General features: G+C 66.5%; 13 protein-coding genes and 1 pseudogene. 8 read left to right on the top strand and 6 right to left on the bottom strand.

The window, feature by feature from the left end; translation table 11 throughout:
* Positions 1-191: 191 nt before the first annotated feature.
* Complete coding sequence (locus ABLE94_RS25590; protein ID WP_348810254.1) at positions 192-1,454, bottom strand: HNH endonuclease; 1,263 nt, start codon at positions 1,452-1,454, stop codon at positions 192-194.
* Between the two features lie 440 nt (positions 1,455-1,894).
* Here ABLE94_RS25590 and selD point away from each other — a divergent pair, with 440 nt between their 5' ends.
* Complete coding sequence (gene selD / locus ABLE94_RS25585; RefSeq protein WP_348806633.1) at positions 1,895-2,893, top strand: selenide, water dikinase SelD; 999 nt, start codon at positions 1,895-1,897, stop codon at positions 2,891-2,893.
* Between the two features lie 524 nt (positions 2,894-3,417).
* Positions 3,418-3,945 (top strand): annotated as a pseudogene (locus ABLE94_RS25580) (GGDEF domain-containing protein); the annotation flags it as partial.
* Positions 3,946-4,020: 75 nt separating this feature from the next.
* Here ABLE94_RS25580 and nrfD read toward each other — a convergent pair.
* The 3 genes from nrfD to fdh are packed head-to-tail and all read right to left on the bottom strand — an operon-like array spanning position 4,021 to position 9,409.
* Positions 4,021-5,124, bottom strand: a complete 1,104-nt coding sequence (gene nrfD, locus ABLE94_RS25575) for an NrfD/PsrC family molybdoenzyme membrane anchor subunit (RefSeq protein WP_348810253.1) — start codon at positions 5,122-5,124, stop codon at positions 4,021-4,023.
* Position 5,125: 1 nt separating this feature from the next.
* Positions 5,126-6,124, bottom strand: a complete 999-nt coding sequence (locus ABLE94_RS25570) for a 4Fe-4S dicluster domain-containing protein (RefSeq protein ID WP_348806635.1) — start codon at positions 6,122-6,124, stop codon at positions 5,126-5,128.
* Positions 6,125-9,409 carry a formate dehydrogenase gene (gene fdh, locus ABLE94_RS25565; protein ID WP_348810252.1) on the bottom strand — a complete coding sequence of 1,095 codons (3,285 nt, stop codon included), beginning with the start codon at positions 9,407-9,409 and terminating at the stop codon, positions 6,125-6,127.
* 150 nt (positions 9,410-9,559) lie between these two features.
* Between fdh and ABLE94_RS25560 the strand changes: the two genes are divergently transcribed.
* The gene (locus ABLE94_RS25560) at positions 9,560-9,943 is read left to right on the top strand and encodes a hypothetical protein (RefSeq protein ID WP_348806637.1); all 384 of its coding nucleotides are present in this window, start codon (positions 9,560-9,562) and stop codon (positions 9,941-9,943) included.
* Positions 9,944-9,986: 43 nt separating this feature from the next.
* On the opposite strand, the gene ABLE94_RS25555 is transcribed toward ABLE94_RS25560, so the two are convergent.
* Positions 9,987-12,263, bottom strand: coding sequence for a sensor histidine kinase (locus ABLE94_RS25555; protein ID WP_348810251.1), 2,277 nt, complete (start codon positions 12,261-12,263; stop codon positions 9,987-9,989).
* Between the two features lie 101 nt (positions 12,264-12,364).
* Here ABLE94_RS25555 and ABLE94_RS25550 point away from each other — a divergent pair, with 101 nt between their 5' ends.
* Positions 12,365-13,012, top strand: a complete 648-nt coding sequence (locus ABLE94_RS25550) for a response regulator (RefSeq protein ID WP_348806639.1) — start codon at positions 12,365-12,367, stop codon at positions 13,010-13,012.
* A gap of 135 nt (positions 13,013-13,147) precedes the next feature.
* Entirely contained in the window at positions 13,148-16,423 is a 3,276-nt protein-coding gene (locus ABLE94_RS25545) for a cadherin-like domain-containing protein (RefSeq protein WP_348810250.1), read from the top strand.
* Between the two features lie 103 nt (positions 16,424-16,526).
* On the opposite strand, the gene ABLE94_RS25540 is transcribed toward ABLE94_RS25545, so the two are convergent.
* Positions 16,527-17,258, bottom strand: a complete 732-nt coding sequence (locus ABLE94_RS25540) for a hypothetical protein (RefSeq protein ID WP_348806641.1) — start codon at positions 17,256-17,258, stop codon at positions 16,527-16,529.
* A gap of 417 nt (positions 17,259-17,675) precedes the next feature.
* Between ABLE94_RS25540 and ABLE94_RS25535 the strand changes: the two genes are divergently transcribed.
* The 3 genes from ABLE94_RS25535 (at position 17,676) to ispF (ending at position 19,416) form a co-directional block, all read left to right on the top strand.
* A complete protein-coding gene (locus ABLE94_RS25535) occupies positions 17,676-18,164 on the top strand; it encodes a CarD family transcriptional regulator (RefSeq protein WP_006372593.1) in 489 nt (162 codons plus the stop codon).
* Positions 18,165-18,250: 86 nt separating this feature from the next.
* Positions 18,251-18,961 carry a 2-C-methyl-D-erythritol 4-phosphate cytidylyltransferase gene (gene ispD, locus ABLE94_RS25530; RefSeq protein ID WP_348806642.1) on the top strand — a complete coding sequence of 237 codons (711 nt, stop codon included), beginning with the start codon at positions 18,251-18,253 and terminating at the stop codon, positions 18,959-18,961.
* Positions 18,958-19,416, top strand: a complete 459-nt coding sequence (ispF, locus tag ABLE94_RS25525) for a 2-C-methyl-D-erythritol 2,4-cyclodiphosphate synthase (protein ID WP_348806643.1) — start codon at positions 18,958-18,960, stop codon at positions 19,414-19,416. Before ispD ends, ispF begins: the two co-directional genes overlap by 4 nt.
* The last annotated feature ends 261 nt before the right edge of the window (positions 19,417-19,677 follow it).

Genomic DNA, 19,677 nt, shown 5'->3' with positions numbered 1-19,677 from the left:
AAGAGTGCTCACCCAGTAGCAGCTACCACCACCAAGTCTGCCAACTCACGTCAACCAGACCCAGTAGTTCCCCCCATTAGCCGGTGAGGAGCGCTAGCCGCCGCGTTGAGCTCCGTCGAAACGGAGTCCGTGTCGTTTCGACGGAGCTCAACGCAAGGAGACTCCGCAAGGCAAGGCTGTAGATCGAATTGTCATGCCACACCCGGCAATCCATCCAACGTCATGGTCCTGCGGTGATAGGACCGCAACCATCGTCGTTGTGGGTCAACACTTTCCGGTGGGATCAACCAGGGGTGGTGGTCGGCTCCCATGACGACGTCCCATCCGTTATGGTGGACGTCGTCATGACAGGCCGTGCAGAGCAAAGCGCCGTTCTCCAAACAGGTTTCGCCGCCGTCGATCCAGTGGTTGATATGGTGCGCCTGGGTCCGTGAGGGCGGCGCTCCACACTTGATGCACCCTTTGTCGCGGTGCGCCAGGGCTCGTCGTTGGGCCCGGTTGAACAGTCGGATGGTCCGTCCGAGTGACAGTGGTACTTCGTCTTTGCTGACGATCATGACGCCGACGGTGGCGTCGCAGCAGAGTTTTCGGGCGGTGGCTTCGGTGACCGATCCCATGAACTGCAACGACGCCAATGATGGTGTGCCGGTGGGGATGGTGAGGTTGACCAGTTCGGTGGGCATGCGCGGTCCGTCGTCGCTGTGTTCGCCTGCGGCAGCGCGGGCGGCGGTGTCGAGGATGACCTCGAGGGCGTCGGCACGCATCTGACCTGCGGAGCGTGGATCGCGGGATCCGTCGGGTTGGGGTCGTGGCGCCGACAGCACTTCGATCGCCGTCCTCAACTTCTCCCCGAGCACGGCATGCAGATCGGCGGTGACCGTGAGGCGTCCATCAACGGAATCGTGGAAGTCCAGCGTGTTGATACTGCGGTCTTCGCCCGCGGGGAGTCCGTCGGTGTCGTCGGCCTGCTGATTGCCGCGACTCTTGGCGTAGTCACGGATTTCGGCGGGTGTGAACCCGGCGGTGGCGTGCCCGAGCAGGGCGATGCTGTGCGCGTCGCGTTCCTCGGCGGTGACACGCTCGCCGGATCGTTTCTCGATGTGCGTCAATCCTCGGACGATGGCGTCGGCGTGTTCGGCCGAGAGTGTGCCCAGTGAGGTGTGGCGGTGTACGCGCTCGATGTCGGGTGTGGTGCCCAGGCGGATCATGCGGGACGCCGAGGCCGGCGCGACACCCCACTCGTGCAGGAGTTCCTGCAGTTTGCGGCCTTCCTTCTCTGCGACCTTGAGGTGATCACAGAGTCCGACAAGCACACTCGCGTGGTGATCGACCAGATTGCGGATCAGCAGGATGGTGTGCAGTGCGTGCTTTGCGTCGTCGCGGGTGAGGCTGCCGTTGGTGTAGTCGAGTTCGGATAAGAAGTCGATGGTGGTGTCAAGTTCCCCCGATGTCATGTACACCACATTACGCCGGATTCGCGGTCGGCGCAAGGGTGAGTTTCTCCAATCCTGTTGCTGTGCATAACTTTTGGTCTGTGGATAACGTGTTGTCGGCGAGGTTTTCTTGTCGGTGGGGTGTGGTATGGGGCGTCGTTTTCGCGGGAGGTGTTGTGGTGGTGGCGGTTCCAGCGTCATGTTGCGTGGTCTCGACTCGACCCTGCGCTATCGCTCCGGGTCGGCTCGACCGGCGGTTTTGGGGTCGGCTCGACCGGCGGGATGAGGTCGGCTCGACCGTAATATGAGCGATGTCAACGGAATTGAGAGCGCTGTCAACGGAATTGCGAGCGCTGTCAATGACGAGGAGAGCGCTGTCAACAAAGTGCAGAGCGCTGTCGGTGGGATGGTGGGCGTGAATCGACGGTGCAACAGAGTTTGCGGCGCATACCATCGGAGGCATGAGTGCCATCGATGACCCGCGGACCTTGCGACTGACCGGATTTGCGCACGGTGGGGGATGCGCCTGCAAGATCCCGCCGGGGGAGCTCGAGCAGGCGGTCGCGGGGTTGACCGGACAGAGCGGCGGCAACATCCTCGTCGGACTCGACGACGGTGATGATGCCGCGGCCGTGCGGGTGCGTGATGACCTCGCGGTTCTGTCGACCGCCGATTTCTTCACGCCCGTCGTCGACGATGCGTATACCTGGGGTGCGATCGCGGCGGCCAATGCGTTGTCCGACATCTACGCCATGGGTGGACAGCCCGTCGTGGCGATCAATCTCGTCGGCTGGCCCCGCGATGTCCTGCCCATGGAACTGATGACCGAGGTGTTGCGCGGCGGACTCGACGTCGCGGGTCGTGCGGGCTGTCCGGTGATCGGTGGCCACAGCATCGACGATCCCGAACCCAAGTACGGGATGGCCGTCACCGGGACCGCCCACCCGGACCGGTTGATCCGCAACGACGCGGCGGTCGCCGGACTGCCCCTCACCCTCACCAAACCGATCGGGGTCGGCCTCCTGAACAACCGGCACAAGCAGACCGGCGAGACCTTCGATGCCGCGGTCGAGGTGATGACCACACTCAACGGCCCGGCGTCGGAGGCCGCCCTGGCCGCCGGGATCCGAGCCGGCACCGATGTCACCGGCTTCGGATTGCTCGGACATCTCCACAAGCTCGACCGCGCGTCGGGTGTGGGCGCGATCATCGAGCGTCAGGCGGTCCCGGCCGTCGACGGCGCCCTCGACGCGCTGCATGAGGGATTCGTCTCCGGCGGCACCCGACGCAACCTCGACTGGGTCCGCCCCCATCTGGAAACAGGCGCAGGTATCGACGAGCAGGATCTCCTGTTTCTCGCCGACGCCCAGACCTCCGGTGGGCTCCTCCTCGTCGGGGAGGTACCGGGGTACCCGGTGATCGGCGAGATCGTCGGCGCCCCCGGCATCGTCGTGCGGTAGGGCATAGCGAGTCGGTGTCCGAATTCGCTACTTTCGCCGGGGCGAAGTGGAATGGGGGGTTCCGTTCTTCGTCCGCCGGGGGAAGTCGACCATGCAGCGTGTCATCTTGTCGATCGGTGCCGGGACGCTGGCGCTGACCTCGGCGACGGCGGCGCTCTCGCCGCCGAACGAGTTCACCGCACCGGTGCGCACGGCGATGGTCGTCAGTGCGGTCGCTGCCGTCCTCTACGCGCTGCGGCTGTGGATCATGCCGCTGCCCGGCAGTGGCGGCGCAACGGTGGCCGCACTGGTGAGCACCGCGGGGATCTCGGCGGCCTGTCTCGATCATCCGTCGGCCGCGGTGGGACTGGCCGGAACCGCCCTGCTGCTCCTGATCAGCGTGTTCATCACCTTACTACTGCAATCCCACCACGCATCTCGCTCACGCACTGGTCGCGGCGACGGTGATTCTCATTCTCACCGTGCGGCTGGCGGCCGGTGGAACAGACCAGGCCGCCTTGGCGATCTCCAAGGGCGCCGGACCGATGGTTCTGGTCCTGATGGTCTTCCCGGTCTGTCACTACGTCTTCTCGCTGCTCGGCTCCGATGCCCTGGTGGCACACGATGATCCGCTCACCCGACTGGCCAACCGTCGGGGGCTCACCACATTTGCCGAAGCATCCGCCAAGCCCGGCCGCCACATGACCGCCGTTCTCGTCGACATCGATGATTTCAAGTCCATCAACGACACCTACGGTCACGCCGTCGGCGACACGGTGCTGGTGCAGGTCGCCAACCGCATCGCCGATCTCGCCGCAAAACTCAAGTCGCAGAACCTGAACGTGATCAGTGCGCGCACCGGCGGCGAGGAATTCGTCATGGTCATCGACACCGGTCTCGACTCGGCACGCGCCGTCGCAACCGATCTCTGCGCGGTGATCGCCGATCACATCTCACCCCCGGTCACCGTCAGCATCGGCGTGAGCGTCACGACCGTGACCGAATGCTGGGACCTGGAGGAGCTGATCAGTACGGCAGACCGGGCCATGTATCGCGCAAAGACCCGGGGCGGCAACCAGGTTGCCGCAGAAGGGGACCAGCCCACCAGTGTCGACGATCTCGCCCCGGTCTGGGTGCTGCCCCAGGAATCAGTACCCGGTGGTGATGGAGTCGTCGACGATCCCGGCGGCACGACGGGCGGCGAGATGCCGCTTCTGCGGGATGATGGTGTACCGGGGATCCTTGGCGGACTCGATACCGGCGTGAAAGACCCCGAACCGGGTACACGCCGACGCCGCCAAAAGCGTCATTCCCGACGCCGCGGACAGGATGCGTGAGCGGCCCGACACCATCGCGCCGATCCCACCGACGACGGCGAGACGCTCGGCCCAGCGCATCAGCGTGCCCGGCGTCCCGTGGTGCAACGGTTCGGCCGCAACGGAATCCATCCGCGACTCCATGATCCGGGTGGCCGCCACATCGCCGGCGGCACCGAGTGCTGCGAGGACACGTGCGGGTGCTGCCTCGCCGACCGGTGTGGTCACCATCGCCAAACCGCTCGCGGCGAGACTCGCCGAGCTGACGAAGACGAATGGCAGGTCGCGGTGCATCGCATTCCAGGTCGGCGTCGCCGTGTCGCCGAGCAGCACCGCCGTGTACACCGCGAGGAGTGGTCCGACGCCACCTGCGGCCAACCCGGCTGGAGCTTCGACAGTGCGCAGCACAGATCGTAACGGCCCCAACGGGAGCCGTTCACCGGTGAGGCGGTCGATGTCGGCGACCGCGGCCACGCCGAGTGCGCCGGAGAAGGCAGACAGAATCCACGACCCCACACTCATCGGTGAGGTGACCTTGAAGGTGCGCAGCATGTTGTAGAAGCGATCGGGGCGGCCCAGATCGGCGACAAGGGCGACCGCACCCACGCCGACGGCCGCGAGACCACCCAATCGTGTGTTGCGCCGCAACGCGTCCCGTCCGGTCAGCTGGGCACCCGCGGCGAGGACACCGGAACCGCCGGCGACTCCGCCGAGGAAGAGATAGAGCGCGATTTCGTCACCCCATGGTGGTGGCTTGACCACCGGGTGGCCGTAATAACCGGCGCCGGAGAGCTTCTCGACCTCCACGTCGGGAACCATGGACATCTCGGCGCTGCCATCGGCACGGCCGGGGCGGCGCAGGGCGCCGATTCGTTTGCCGCGGCGCCTCTTTCGCGACGGTTCCGGCGGGCGGGTGGCGTCGTAGTCGGAGGTCATGTCACCGTCGACCGGTCAGGAACGAGATGGTCGCTGCCGCAAGCATTCCGGCCGCGGCGACACCGGCGCGGCGGTACATGCTCGGCAGATCGGCGGTACACACCCGGGGGTCCGGTGGCAGGCCGTACACCTCGGGTTCGTCGAGCAGCAGGAACACCGAACCGGTGCCGCCGACACCGTCGTTCTCGTTGGCGCCGTACAGCCGTGCCTCGGTCATCCCCTGGGCGTGCAACTGTGCGACGCGCTCGTGGGCGTTCTCGACGAGATCGTCGTGATCGCCGAATTTGATCGACGTGGTCGGGCAGGTCTTGGCGCAGGCCGGGGTCTCGTCGTCGACGAGGCGGTCGTAGCAGAGCGTGCACTTCTGTGCCACACCACGTCTGGGCACCTCGGGTTGTTCGCCCTTGCGTTCACCCTGTCGGGTGGTGGGGGCGGCGGTGCCGTCGGCGCGTCGCTCCACCACCCCGAACGGGCAACCCGCCACGCAGGTGCCGCATCCGTTGCACACGTCGTGCTGCACCACCACCGTGCCGAACTCGGTACGGAACAGTGCCCCGGTCGGGCAGACGTCCAGACATCCTGCGTGCGTACAGTGTTTGCACACATCCGACGACATCAGCCACCGGAACTCGGGGGTGTCGGGAGTGACGGCGGCGGGCGCCTCGGGCGGAGCCGGCGCCGTCTGAGGAGGCATCGGCATCCCGAGATCGGTGAGCTGCCTGCCGGATTCGCGGGCGGTCTCGATGCGTTCGCGATCCTGCTCGATGAACGCGACATGCCGCCACGTGCTCGCGCCCAGGGCAACGGTGTTGTCATAGGACATGCCGGTCAGCTCGAGGTCGCCGTCGCGGGGATTGCGGTTCCACTCCTTGCAGGCCACCTCACATGCCTTGCAGCCGATGCAGATCGACGTGTCGGTGAAGAATCCCTTGCGGGGACGTTCGCGATCGCCCCAGTGCGCGTCGCCACTCGGATCGGTGGGCCCGGACAGCTGCCCCATCTACTCCTCCTCCCGCTCGGTGAGCCGGACGTTGTCGGTCTCGACCGTCGTCCCCGAACGACGCTGATACTCCGCCACCAGATCCAGCAGTGCCTGCCCGCGTGGCCGCCGACCGGCGACCACATCGCAGGACCCCACCTTGGATTCCTGGATCTGGACGTTGGGATCCAGTGTGACACCGATCAGATCGTTGGCGGCGTCACCGCTGACCACGGCATCCGAGCCCACGCCCCAGTGATAGGGCAGGCCGACCTGGTGGACGTCGCGGCCGTTGATCCGCAGCGGTGTGAGCCGGTCGGTCACCAGGACCCGCGCCTCGATGGCCGCCCGCGGCGAGATGATGGTCGCCCAACCCTCGTTGACCAGTCCGCGTTCGGCGGCGAGTTCCGGTGACACCTCGCAGAACATCTCCGGCTGCAACTCCGCCAGGAACGGCGACCAGCGGCTCATCCCGCCCGCGGTGTGATGTTCGGTGAGCCGGTAGGTGGTGAACACGAACGGATACACCTCGCTGCCGGGGGCACCGGCGCTCGGTGCGTCCAGATTGTCGGTGCGCGCGAAGATCACCCGCGCGGGTGCCTGCTGCTGCGGATACAACGCGTTGGCCACCGGTGACTCCTGCGGCTCGTAGTGCGCCGGCAACGGGCCGTCGACCAGGCCCTTCGGTGCGAACAGCCATGCCTTACCGTCGGATTGCATGATGAACGGATCGACACCGGAGAGTCCCTCGGCGCCACCGAGTTCCGGGTCGGGACGGTCATCGGGGGCCTTTTCGACCGGGAAGTCCGGGACGTCGTCGCCCACCCAGCGGCGCGTCCGCGCATCCCACCAGAGGTAGCGTTTGCGTTCACTCCACGGCTTGCCGTCGGGATCGGCCGATGCCCGGTTGTAGAGGATGCGCCGATCTGCCGGCCACACCCATCCCCATTCGTGCTGACTCACCGAATCCCCGCCCTGCGGAACCCGTCTCGCGGCCTGATTGGTGGCGTGCGCATACACGCCGGTGTAGATCCAGCAGCCACCCGCCGTGGTCCCGTCGGCACGCATCTGCGTGTACGAGGTGAGATTGGTTCCCTGCTCCGGCCCGGAAGTGAAGTAGCCGTTGATCTCCGAGAGCACCGACTCCGGTTCGGGATTGCCGTGCTCGTCGAGCGGATAGTCCCACGTCATGTCCAGCAGCGGACGGTCGCGCTCGTCGGTGGAGTCGGCCAGTCGTTCCCGAATCCTCTTGCCCAGCTCGTAGAAGAAGTCCAGTTCGCTCTGCGCCTGACCGGGAGGTGTGACCGCCTGATGGCGCCACTGCACCATGCGCTGGGTCTGGGTGAACGATCCGGCCTTCTCGACGTGCGTGGCGGCCGGCATGAAGAAGACCTCGGTGCCGATGTCGGTGGAACGCAGTTCACCCGAGTCGATCTCGGGGCCCTCCTTCCACCAGGTGGCCGACTCGATCATGTTGAGGTCGCGGACCACCAGCCACTTCAGTTTGGACATGGCGAGGCGTTGCTGGCGTCCGTTGGCCGACCCGACCGCCGGATTCTGGCCCAGTACGAAGTACCCCTCGACCGTGCCGTCGAGCATGGCGACCGTCGTCTGATACGTCCCGGCCGGCCCGTTCAGCCGCGGCAGATAGTCGAAGGCCCAATCGTTCTCGGCGGTCGCGGCATCTCCGAACCACGCCTTGAGCAGGCTCACCATATACGTGTCGGCGTAGGCCCAATACCCCTTCTGATGCGGCGATCCGACGGCGTCGAGGTAGTCGCCGAAGGTGTCGTGCTTGCCGACCGACGGCATCGGCAGATATCCCGGCAGCAGATTGAACAATGTCGGGATGTCGGTGGAACCCTGGATGCTGGCATGCCCGCGCAACGCCATGATGCCGCTGCCCGGCCGCCCGACGTTGCCCATCAGCAACTGCAGAACCGCTGCGGTGCGGATGAATTGGGCGCCCAGCGTGTGCTGCGTCCAGCCGGTCGCATACCCGAAACAGGTGGTGCGTTCACGGCCCGAGTTGTCCGCGATCGACTCGGCGAGATAGGTGAACTCCTCGACGGAGATGCCGCACATGTCGCGCACCATCTCCGGTGTGTAGCGGGCGAAATGGCGCTTGAGGATCTGGAACACCGACCGCGGATGGGTGAGCGTCTCGTCCCGATAGATGCCCGACGGATCGAGGGCGGGACCACCCGAACCATGCGACTCACGCACGCCGCGTTCACCTTCGGTGGGTGCGGAACCGTCGGACCCGGAATCGGCGGTGTCGTCACCGCTCTCGGCACGGTCATAGGCCCATGTCGATTGGTCATAGCTGCCGGACTCGGGATCGAACCCGGAGAACAGGCCGTCGAGATCCTCGGTGTCGCGGAACTCCGGTGAGACCAGCGTCGCCGCATTCGTATACGCGACAACGTAATCCCGGAAGTATCGCTCGTGGGTGATCATGTAGTTGATCAGTCCGCCGAGCAGCACCACATCAGAGCCGACGCGGATCGAGATGTGCTTGTCGGCGTTGGCCGAGGTCCGGGTGAACCGCGGGTCGACGTGAATGACACGCGCTCCCCGCGAGCGTGCCTCCACCACCCACTGGAATCCGACCGGATGTGCCTCGGCCATGTTGCCGCCGATGAGCACGATGCAATCGGCATTGGCCATGTCCTGCAGTGATTGCGTGGCGCCGCCGCGTCCAAATGAGGCTCCCAAACTGGGAACGGTGGCGGAGTGTCATATGCGCGCCTGATTCTCGATCTGGATGGCGCCGGCCGCGGTGAAGAGCTTCTTGATCAGGTAGTTCTCTTCATTGTCGAGGGTTGCGCCACCCAGGGAGGCAATTCCCATGGTGCGTCGCAGGATTCGGCCCTGATCGTCGACGTCCTGCCAGGTGCGGCGTCGTGATTCGACGAACCGGTCGGCGATCATGTCGATCGCGGTGTCCAGATCGAGGTCGGTCCATTCGGTGGCATACGGCGCGCGGTAACGGATCTTCTTCTGCCGCAACGGGTTGTTGACGAGTTGCTCGCTGGACGCACCCTTGGGACACAGTCGGCCGCGCGAGATGGGGGAGTCCGGATCACCCTCGATCTGGGTGACGCGCCCGTCCTTGACGTACACCTTCTGTCCGCAACCGACGGCGCAGAACGGGCAGACACTCTGCACCACGGCGTCGGCCGTCGCGGTCCGCGGCACCACCGCACGGGTACGCGCCGACTGCACGGCCGGACCACGGCCGAACGTGTCGCCGGAGCGCAATTGCCGGAAGACCGGCCACTCCAGTGGGCTGAAGGAGGGCACGAGGCGAGTCTAGACCCGACCGTGCCCGTGATGGCCGGTCATGCCCCCAAGAGATGGGGCATGTGCCCGGATCGAGAAGTCTCTAGCGTTCGAGGTGACACGGTCAGATGCCGTGTGACCAGCGTGAACTCGATCGGAAGGAAGACCCTCATGAAATTGGTCAGGTTCGTCTCCGCGTCCGCATTCGCCGTCGCCGCAGCGGCGGTGATGGCCGCGCCCGCACACGCCGACGTCGACTCGATCGCCATCGCCGATCCCCTCGGGGACTCCTATGCGAGTTCCTGTACCTACCAGGTCGTGGGGACCGCGACCGGCAACTCCCCGGTGAGCTTCCTCCAGAAGGCGCCCGGCTCGGCAGCGTTCACACAGGTGGGCGCGAATGCGCTGCCCATCAATGACGGCGTCGCATTCTCCTGGACGCCGTCGACCGCAGGGAAATACACCCTGAGACTCGAACAGGGCAATACGTCGAAGGAGGCGACCGTCGACGTCGCCACCGGAATCAACCTGGGCAGTCTCTGCATGGCGCTGTGAGGCAAGTCCGGCGGCGCGTGCGCCGATATCCGACGCGGGTGCGTCATCGAGGGTGCCGGGCGGCCATCTCGGTGACCATCGACCGCACGTGCCCGGCTCGGTCGATGTCGATCCACTCGCAGCGGTCGTCGTCCTCGGTCACGACGGTCACCGCCATCGATCGGGCCGGGGGCAGAGTACGAATCCGTACCGTCCCGGCCCGGGCGGTGTCGAGAGCGTCCACGATGACGCGGCGCGTCGCGTCGTCGAGTGGAGGTGGTCGATCGGTGTCGTTGCCGTCGAGACCACGGTCGTCGAGCAGGGTGACCGCCACCCCGCGCCGGCGTGCGTCGACGACGGCCTCGTCGACGTCGGGGGTACACAAACCCCTGGCGCGCAGGAGGTCTCGGAGTCGCGCCTCGGTCAGTCGGCATTGGGTACGGGTGGCGTGGTCTACTCGATCGCCGTCGGCGAGCCGTAGCAGGAGGGGACGCGCCAGCGCGGTGACCGGGGTCAGCTGCAACTCCCGCTCATGTGCGGCGGCCTGGGCGGCGGCTGCGTCGGCGGCGGCGTGGGTCGCCCGGCTCCGCGCGTCGATCAGGTTGCGTGCCAACGTCCGGTTGACCCGCGCGAAGACGATCGAGATGGCGACGAAGCCCCCCGACGGGCCGATCAGCAGAATCCCCGGCAGCGCAGAGCCCTCACGGACGAATGACCAGGCACCGACCACCACCAGTGCCGCCAGAAACCCGATGACCGCGGCATACGGGCGGCGGCGCATCCCCAAGATCGACACCACCAGCGCCGGCGGTCCGGTCACCCACAGCGGAATCGTCTGCGTGCCGTCATCGAGCGAGAACAGGTACACCCCGCACATGAATGCCGGTGTCGCCGCGACGATCAGCGTCGGCAGGGTCGGTGGCCGATCGGAATCGCCGGTGACCAGCAAGGCGGTCGACGCGGCAAGGGCGGCGATGACGACGACCGGAACCCACCACGCCACCGCTCCCGGGGTGGCCACCGCCGAGGCCGCCATCACGGCGACTACCAGCGCGCCCAGGCGCCGGCTGGGCGTCGACCGGATGCCGAGCAGATCGGTGGTGTTGACGGCGGCGGGAATGTCGGTCGCACGCCACGACACCGTGACGGTGGTGCCGGCCCCGGGCCTCGAGGTGATCACCGCATCGCCACCGCTCACCCGGCGCATGCGTTCGCGGATGGAGACCGCGATCCCGAGTCGTTCCCGCGGCGTGGCGGCGGGATCGAAGCCCCCGCCCTCGTCGCTGACGGTGATGGTGACCCGATGATCGGTGACGCTGATATGGCAGCGCCGCGGTCGGTCGGCGGGGACATGCCGATAGCAGTTGCGCGTGGCCTCGGCGGTGGCGCCGACCAGTGCGGCGACCGCGTTCACCGGATACGTCGACGAATCGTGCGCACGCACGGCGGTGGTCACGTCGATCCCGGGATCGTTGTGCCGCGCGGCGTCGGCGATCGTGGTTGCGACGCGAGCGGCATCCGGATCGAGTCCGGCGTTGGTGGCGCGCACGGTGGAATCGAGCGCCTCGAGGGCACTCGCGGCGCGCCGCGGCAGATGCGCCGAATCGGGGTTCCGATCGGCCTCGAGCAGGCTCGCCATGATCTCGTCATGGGTCAGCGCCCGGGCGACGGTGCGTTCCGCGGAACGGGCGGTGGTGGCGGCGGTGTCCTCGGCGAGCGCGATCGCGGTGGCCTCGGTCCGATCGAGTTCGGCGGCCGTGCGCAGACCGGAGATGCCCAGGGCCAGCGGGACCACGGCGAATGCCGCGCTGCACGCAGCGTCGGTGAGCATCGTCGCCGTCCCCGAAAAGCTTTGTGCCACATTGCCGGTCAATCGGATCGCGACGGCGATGGCGAGCAGGTAGACGGCTGCGACCGTCGGCGGCCAGGCGATCATCGCGCAGATGCTGCCCAGTACGACGAACGGTCCCAACCAGAACACCGTGGCGTCGTCGAGGTGGGTCCCGTTCCAGGCCACCCACCACAGTGCCACGGCCACCAGGATGCCGAGGGTGCCGACCCGCGCCCAGCGCCGCAGCCAGGTGGGATCCCAGGACAAGGCGCCATACAACCCGACGATCAGGCCGGGGACGACGACGATGGTGATGGCGGTCGGCGTCCACCACGACGCCGAGACGGCCCGGGCCTGCGCCATCGCGGGCAGCAGGAACGGGAGGAAGACGAGATAGGCCGCGCCCGCGAAGATGCCGTAGTGGCGCAGGGTGCGGGCGAGGGCCGAGTTGGCGTCGACAGGTCCGGTCATCGGCGCCACGAGCCGGGTGAGGGACCTGGGTGAGCTCACCGTGCGAATTATCCCGATGTCGGCATGAATCCGTTCGGAGTCTGAGCGAATGACGTGACAATTGGTTTCGATAGAGGACACGAGACATGTGGAGGTGGACGATGACGTGGCGCATCGGAGTGGTCGACGACCACGAATCGGTGATCGAGGGCGTGCGGGCGTTTCTGGGCGACTCATCCGACGTCGAGTTCGTGCGGGGCGCTCCGACGGTCGCCGGGCTGCTGGCGGCGCTCGGCGACGACCCGCTCGACCTCGTCGTGCTGGATCTGCGACTCAATGACGGCACCACACCCGCCGACAACATCGCCGCGTTGGCCGACGCCGGGATGGCGACCCTGATCTACACCTCCGGTGACGAGCCGTACCTCGTTCGTGAGGCCGCCGGTGCCGGCACCCTCGGTGTGGTGCGCAAGAGCGCCGCCAAGGCCGAGGTCTGCGCGGCCATCCGCGCGGCCGCGTCGGGGTCGACGGTGCCCTCGATGGAATGGGCGGCCGCCCTCGACTCCGATCCCGGCTTCGTCAACCTCTCACCGCGTCTGCGAGAGGTGTTGGAACTCTACGCATCCGGCGGCTCGGCCGGACACGTCGCCCGGGTGACCGGGTTGTCCGCGGACACGGTCAGTGAGTACATCGACCGCATCCGGACGAAATACCGTGAGGCACATCGGGATGCGCCGACCAAGACCGACCTCTACAAGCGGGCCGTCGAGGACGGGTGGCTGCCGATGCCGCATCGTGGGGTGGACTGATCGTGCTGCGCGTCGCTTGACCGGATGCCCCCCAAAGAGGGGCTGTCGGCGATTGCCGCGACTTCGTAGCGTCAGAGATGTTGGTGCGCTGGACTCCTCGCCGGCGCAGACACTCGCGACGGACGGAGATCGGCGATGTCCAGTACTCGGGCTATGGGTGGTGTGCGGCGCGCCAGGGTGGCCGCGGCCGGGGTGGGAATCGGGGCGGTGTTGTGGTGGGGTGGGCAGGCCACGATGACGGCGGGCTGGGCGTATGCCGAGCCCGTCGACTCGTCGGCCGTGTCGACGCAGGAGTCGGTGCCGGGTTCCGGCGATGAGGCGGGCGCGGCGGATGTGCCGGCCGACAATGCCGGTCAGGCCGTGGATTCCGGACCCGCGGCCCTCGAGCCGGCACCGCCACCGGCAGAATCGGGCGACACCGGGCCGGTGGTGACGGAACCGGCCGCGCCGACGACTTCCGAGGAGGAGGCGGTGACATCGCCCGCCGCGGATCTCGACGAGTCGCAGAATCCCGTCGCGCAGCCCGAACCATCTGATGTGCAACCGTCCGAATCGTCGGAATCGGCTGATGTGCAACCGGTTCCGTCTGGCGAACATCCCGCCTCGCCGGGTGGATCTTCGGCGGCAGCGGCTGACGAATCGGCGCCGTCGACCAGTGGCGCTCAGTCCGATGAGTCGGAGCAGGCCGCGTCGCCTGCGGCGCTGTCCCGCGTGACGGCCCTGCTGGATGTCGAGGCGACGCCTGCTGTTGCTGCCCTGCCGGTGACAGTGGTGGGTTCGACGCCCGCTCCTCTCACGATCGTCGACGGTGTGCCGGTGGTGAATGCGCCGACGAAGTTCGTCGCCACCGTACTGGGGTTCTTGGGCTTCAATCCCTTTGCCGACAACGCCGGCGGAACCCCGACCCCATCACCGGCGTTGGTGTTCGCCTGGGGTCTGTGGCAGCAGATCAACCGCCGCGTGTTCAACTCCCATCCGGTGCTGTCGCCGTCCGAGCCGACCACCAATTCCGATGGGACGGTCAGCGGTTCATTGGGTGCGAGCGATCCAGACCAGGATGTGTTGACCTACACCCTGGTTACCGCACCTGAGCACGGAACCGTCGTGATCAATCCCGACGGGACGTATGTCTACACCCCGGACGCGGACTACGCACGTGAGCTGTCGGCCAGCGGTGGTGGCGCCGGGTCGGATTCCTTCACCGTCTCCGTCAGCGACGACACCGCGGTGAATGGTTCACACCTGCACTGGCTTTCGGCTACAGCGGAATCCTCGGGCACGTCGACGGTTGCGGTGACGATCACGCCGACGAACACCGATCCGGTGCTGTCGGTGAGTTCGTCGCCGTCGGGTGCCTCGACCGTGTACACGGTGTCCAGGACCGACGCCGATGATGATGCGGTGACGGTGTCGGCGTCGACACCGGCGCATGGGAGCATCGTCGACAATGGGGATGGGACGTGGACGTACACCCCGAATCTTGATTATGCGCATGGTCTTTCGGCGGGCGGGTCGACGGTTGCGGGTAGTGATGTGATCGTGTTCAGTGCCGCTGACGGTCATGGAGGTGGCGATGAGGTGACGGTGACCCCGGTGATCGCACCGGCGAATGCCGATCCGGTGCTGTCGGTGAGTTCATCGCCGTCGGGTGCCTCGACCGTGTACACGGTGTCCAGGACCGACGCCGATGATGATGCGGTGACGGTGTCGGCGTCGACACCGGCGCATGGGAGCATCGTCGACAATGGGGATGGGACGTGGACGTACACCCCGAATCTTGATTATGCGCATGGTCTTTCGGCGGGCGGGTCGACGGTTGCGGGTAGTGATGTGATCGTGTTCAGTGCCGCTGACGGTCATGGAGGTGGCGATGAGGTGACGGTGACCCCGGTGATCGCACCGGCGAATGCCGATCCGACGGTACATGCGACATCGACCGCCAACTCGGATGGAACGACGACGTACGTCCTGACCCCGGTCGACGCCGACGGTGACGTGACCACTATTACCATTTCGCCTGAGCCACAGCATGGTTCCCTGACTGTCATCACCGATGCGGCCGGCGGGCCGATGATCATCTACGTTCCCGATCCGACGTATGCGCACGCGCTGGCCGAGCAGGGATCGACGCTGTCCATGACCGACGCTTTCACTGTGGACATCGACGATGGTCACGGGGGCCTGACGTCGACGACACTCACGCCCGCTATCACACCGGCGAATGTCGGTCCGACCGCCACCTCGACGGTGCAGGGTTCGCCGGTGACGGCGGCAACGTCGTATTCGGTGTGGTACACACCCCGCGGAGTCGCGGCGATCAGCCCGGATGGAAAGACGTACTACGTCGCCAATATAGGGAACTCGACGGTGACCATCGTCAACATCGCCACCGGGCTGAAGCAGACCTCCACAGTGGGCAGCGAACCGGCTTACATCGCTCTGTCCCCAGACGGTACGCGGGCCTACGTCACCAATTACTCCACGGTTTCGGTGATCAACACCTTGACCGGACGCACGATCGGTCCGGAGATTCCGGTGGGGTCGGATACCTATGGCGTTCAGGTCACACCCGACGGCAAGTATGTCTACGTCGCCAGCAGGAGCACAGGGTCCGTGTCGGTGATCAACACCTCGACCGCGAAAGTGGTGCAGTCGATTCCGGTGTCGGCGGTGTATGGCTTGGCGATCACACCGTCAGGTGATCGCGTCTATGTCACGAATATGTCGAGTGTGGGTACTGTCTCGGTGATCGATGCCGATCCAACCCACGCGACGTACAACACGGTGGTTGCCACGATCCCGGTCGGCGCGAGCCCGAGTGAGGTGGCCATCGGCCCGGACGGTACCCGAGCCTACGTTGTCAACGAAACGTCCGGCACGGTGTCGGTGATTGATACCGATCCGGTGAGCGTCCACTACAACACGGTGATCGCCACGATCGCGCTGGGCTCCTCCCCGACCGGTGTGGCGGTCAGCCCCGACGGAAGCCGGGCGTATGTTGCGGTGAATGGTGCCAATCGGATCGCGGTGATCGACACCGGCACAAACAAGGTGCTGGGGACGGTCGCCGTGACCGCCCCGAGGTCGATGGCCGTCAGCCCCGATGGTACGACTCTCCTCGTGTCGTCGTCCTGGGGCTCGACCAGTGCGGCGGTTGCCATCCCGACCGGAGTGGTGCACGGCGCGGTCACCGGAGCCGACGCCGACGGAGATACCGTGACGTACTCACTCGCGACCGCTCCGACGAAGGGCTCGGTCGTCCTCGACCAGACCACCGGGACATGGACCTACACGTCCACGGTCCCGGGCACCGTCGACGCCGATTCGTTCGTCGTCGCGGTGTCCGACGGTCACGGCGGGACGACGACGGTTCCTGTCGCCGTCGGATCGGGTGCGTCGACGTCGGTGTGACGTGCGGCCGCACGAACAACCGTGGGGCCGCATCCTTTTCGGATGCGGCCCCACGGATTTGTCTGTGGCAGTGGAGAACTACGGGCGCTGGGGAATTACGAGCTCAGTGCCCGCCCTCGCCTTCGCCCTCGGCCTCGCCGCCGCGCGGAGTGTCGACGCGGGTCTGCAGGATCGTCGAATCAACGGCGGCGTCGACGGGGACGGTGCCCGCGTCGGTCCAGTTGCCATTGGCGTCCTGAACCTCGAAGTAGAAGGTCAGCTCGGTGGTCAGGCCCGCGGCCACCGACTCGCCGGTGCCGTTGAGGGTTGCCTCGATCGCGGCCTCACCCAGTTGCGGGGCCTCGACCTCGCCGACGCTCGGGCTGGCCGACGCGGAGGTGGTCGCGGATTCCGAGGCCGATTCCGATGCCGACGTCGTCTCCGATGCCGATGCGGCGGCACTGGATTCCGAGGTCGTGATGCCGGCCGGGTTCGAGTTCGCCGGATTGCCGGCACGCACCAGCATGCCCGGATCGATGGTGGGTTGCGCGCTCAGCGTGACCTTCGCCGACGACGGTGCGCCCTGCTGGGTCACCTCGACCTTGGTCAGGCGGTAGATCTTGGTCTGTCCGCTGTTGATGACGGCGAAGGACACCTCGAAGGGACCGCCGTTGTCGAAGACGTCGCCGGCCTTGTCGGCGGGGTAGATGATCTGCACGTTGCGGACCTCGACCTCGCCCCACGTCGCTGCCGCGTTGCCGCCGTTGACGGCCGGGAGCTGATTGGCGGTCTGCGAGATCTGACCGGCACCGCAGCCGGTGGTGCCGAGCGCGACCGCGACACCGATCGCTGCCATCGCGGTGGCCGTTGCCAACCGTCGTGTGACCGAAGGCCGCCGCCCAAATCGAGTTGGCACAGACACCCGTTCCTCCCAGGTAATCGAACGCGAAAAAACGCAGTGAGGGACACCCTGCACTACGCAGCGTAGTGGGCCCGGGTCACAAAATCCCGGCGGGGTGCCAGATTGGTCGGATCCGACTGTCGCGGGGCCCGGTTCGGGTCATCGAGAGGAAGGGGAACCGGGGCGCGAATCGGCGTCCGGAGCCGCCCTGAATCCGACTCTTGCGCTTGTGAACTTCCCTTGTTATGGCACATCGCTCCACCTGCCGAAACATCCCCGGTCAGCCGCGTGCAGGGCCGTGACCTGCACCGTTGTCTGGGCCGTCTGGGGCGCCCGTGTTAGACTGGCCATACTCGAAAGGGGCACGGAACATTGAATTTCAAAGTTGGCGACACCGTTGTCTATCCCCATCACGGTGCTGCTCGGGTCGAAGACATCGTGATTCGGACCATCAAGGGTGAACAGATCGAATATCTGGTTCTCAAGGTTGCCGACGGTGACATGACCGTCCAGATTCCCTCATCGAAGCTCGAGTACGTCGGCGTCCGTGACGTCGTCGGTGAAGAGGGACTCGACCAGGTTTTCCAGGTTCTCCGCGCTCCACACACCGAAGAGCCCACCAACTGGGCGCGCCGATTCAAGGCCAATCAGGAGAAGCTCATCTCCGGCGACATCATCAAGGTCGCCGAGATCGTTCGTGACCTGTGGCGTCGTGAGCAGGACCGGGGCCTGTCCGCGGGTGAGAAGCGCATGCTGACTCGCGCGCGTCGCGTGCTCGTCGACGAGCTCTCGCTGGCGCAGAACACCGACGACGAGAAGGCCACCAGCATTCTCGACGAGGTTCTCGCCGCCGCATCCTGATCGCACTTCGCTTGTGATCAGGATTTTTCTTTGACCAGTGATTTCGCTGTGCGAGCAGCAGTCGTGGTGATCAGAGCGGGTCTACGGTGACCGACCCGGATGTGCGGGTTGGCATCATCGTCCCCGCAGCAGGATCGGGCACCCGACTGGGTGAACCGATTCCCAAGGCCTTCGTGGACCTCGGTGGCCGGACCATCCTGGAGCACTGCGTCGACGGACTGGCCGGGCTTTCGGCGTCGGTCGTCGTGGTGGTTCCGGTGGAACTCATCGACCGTGCGCGTGCGCTGGTACCGGCATCGGTCGTCGTGGTCGCCGGCGGTGCCCATCGCTCCGACTCGGTGCGTGCCGGGCTCGCCGCACTCGACGACGCCGACATCGTGCTCGTTCACGATGCCGCCCGCGCGTTGACACCGGCGTCGGTCTTCCGGCGCGTCATCGCCGCGGTGGTCGGCGGCCATCGGGCCGTCGTGCCGGGCCTGCCCGTCGTCGACACCCTCAAAGAGGTCGAACCGGGTGGCGACGCCGAGCGTGTCTTGGGCACCGTGGATCGCGAGCCGCTGCGTGCTGTGCAGACGCCCCAGGGTTTCACCCGTGAGGCCCTCGCCGCCGCCCATGCCGACGATTCCGGACTGGCCACCGACGACGCCGGCCTCGCCGAGCGCATCGGCATCCCGGTGCACGTCGTCTCCGGCGATCACCTCGCCTTCAAAATCACCACCCCGTGGGACCTGCGAATCGCCCGAGACCTCGTCGCCGAACGTGACTCGGCGGCCGTACCCGGAGGAGAAGAGGCATGAGAGTCGGTATCGGCTCGGATGCGCATCGCGTCGTTGACGGCGTTCCCTGCTGGATGGTCGGACTGCACTTTCCCGACGACGCCGGCTGCGAGGGGCATTCCGACGGCGACGTCGGCGCCCATGCGCTGTGCGACGCCGTGCTGTCGGCGGCCGGACTCGGCGACGTCGGCTCGGTGTTCGGCACCGGACGCCCCGAATGGGACGGCGTCTCCGGTGCCCGGATGCTCGAACACGTGGCCTCGCTGGTGGCCGACGCCGGGCTGACCGTCGTCAACGGGGCCGTCCAGGTGATCGGCAACCGCCCCAAGATCGGTCCGCGTCGCGAGGAAGCGCAGCGGGTGCTCTCCGAAGCGCTCGGTGCGCCCGTCTCGGTGTCGGCGACCACCACCGACGGCCTGGGGATGACCGGACGCGGCGAAGGGATCGCCGCGGTGGCGACCGCGCTCGTCGAATAGCGGTCGGTCAGCCGTTGGTTACCCCGGCACGTTGACAGCGCTCTCGTGAACCCGCGACGTTGACAGCGCTTTCGACAGTGTTGACAGCGCTCTCATCAACGTTGATAGCGCTTGAGTGAGCGCTGTCAGTGGTGGGGCGAGCGCTGTCCGTTGTATGCCAATCTGGGTGTGAGTCACTTCCGAGGAGGAGGTTCACAACATGAGTATTAGTGCTGGTTACACGATCGCTGAGATCACAGCCTATGTCCGGGAGTATCTGGA

The organism is Gordonia sp. VNK1 (assembly GCF_040049135.1).
In the GTDB taxonomy this organism is placed as follows: domain Bacteria; phylum Actinomycetota; class Actinomycetes; order Mycobacteriales; family Mycobacteriaceae; genus Gordonia; species Gordonia oleivorans.
The sequence above is the reverse complement of the archived record's forward strand: the minus strand, read 5'-3'. Positions and strand labels throughout refer to the sequence as shown.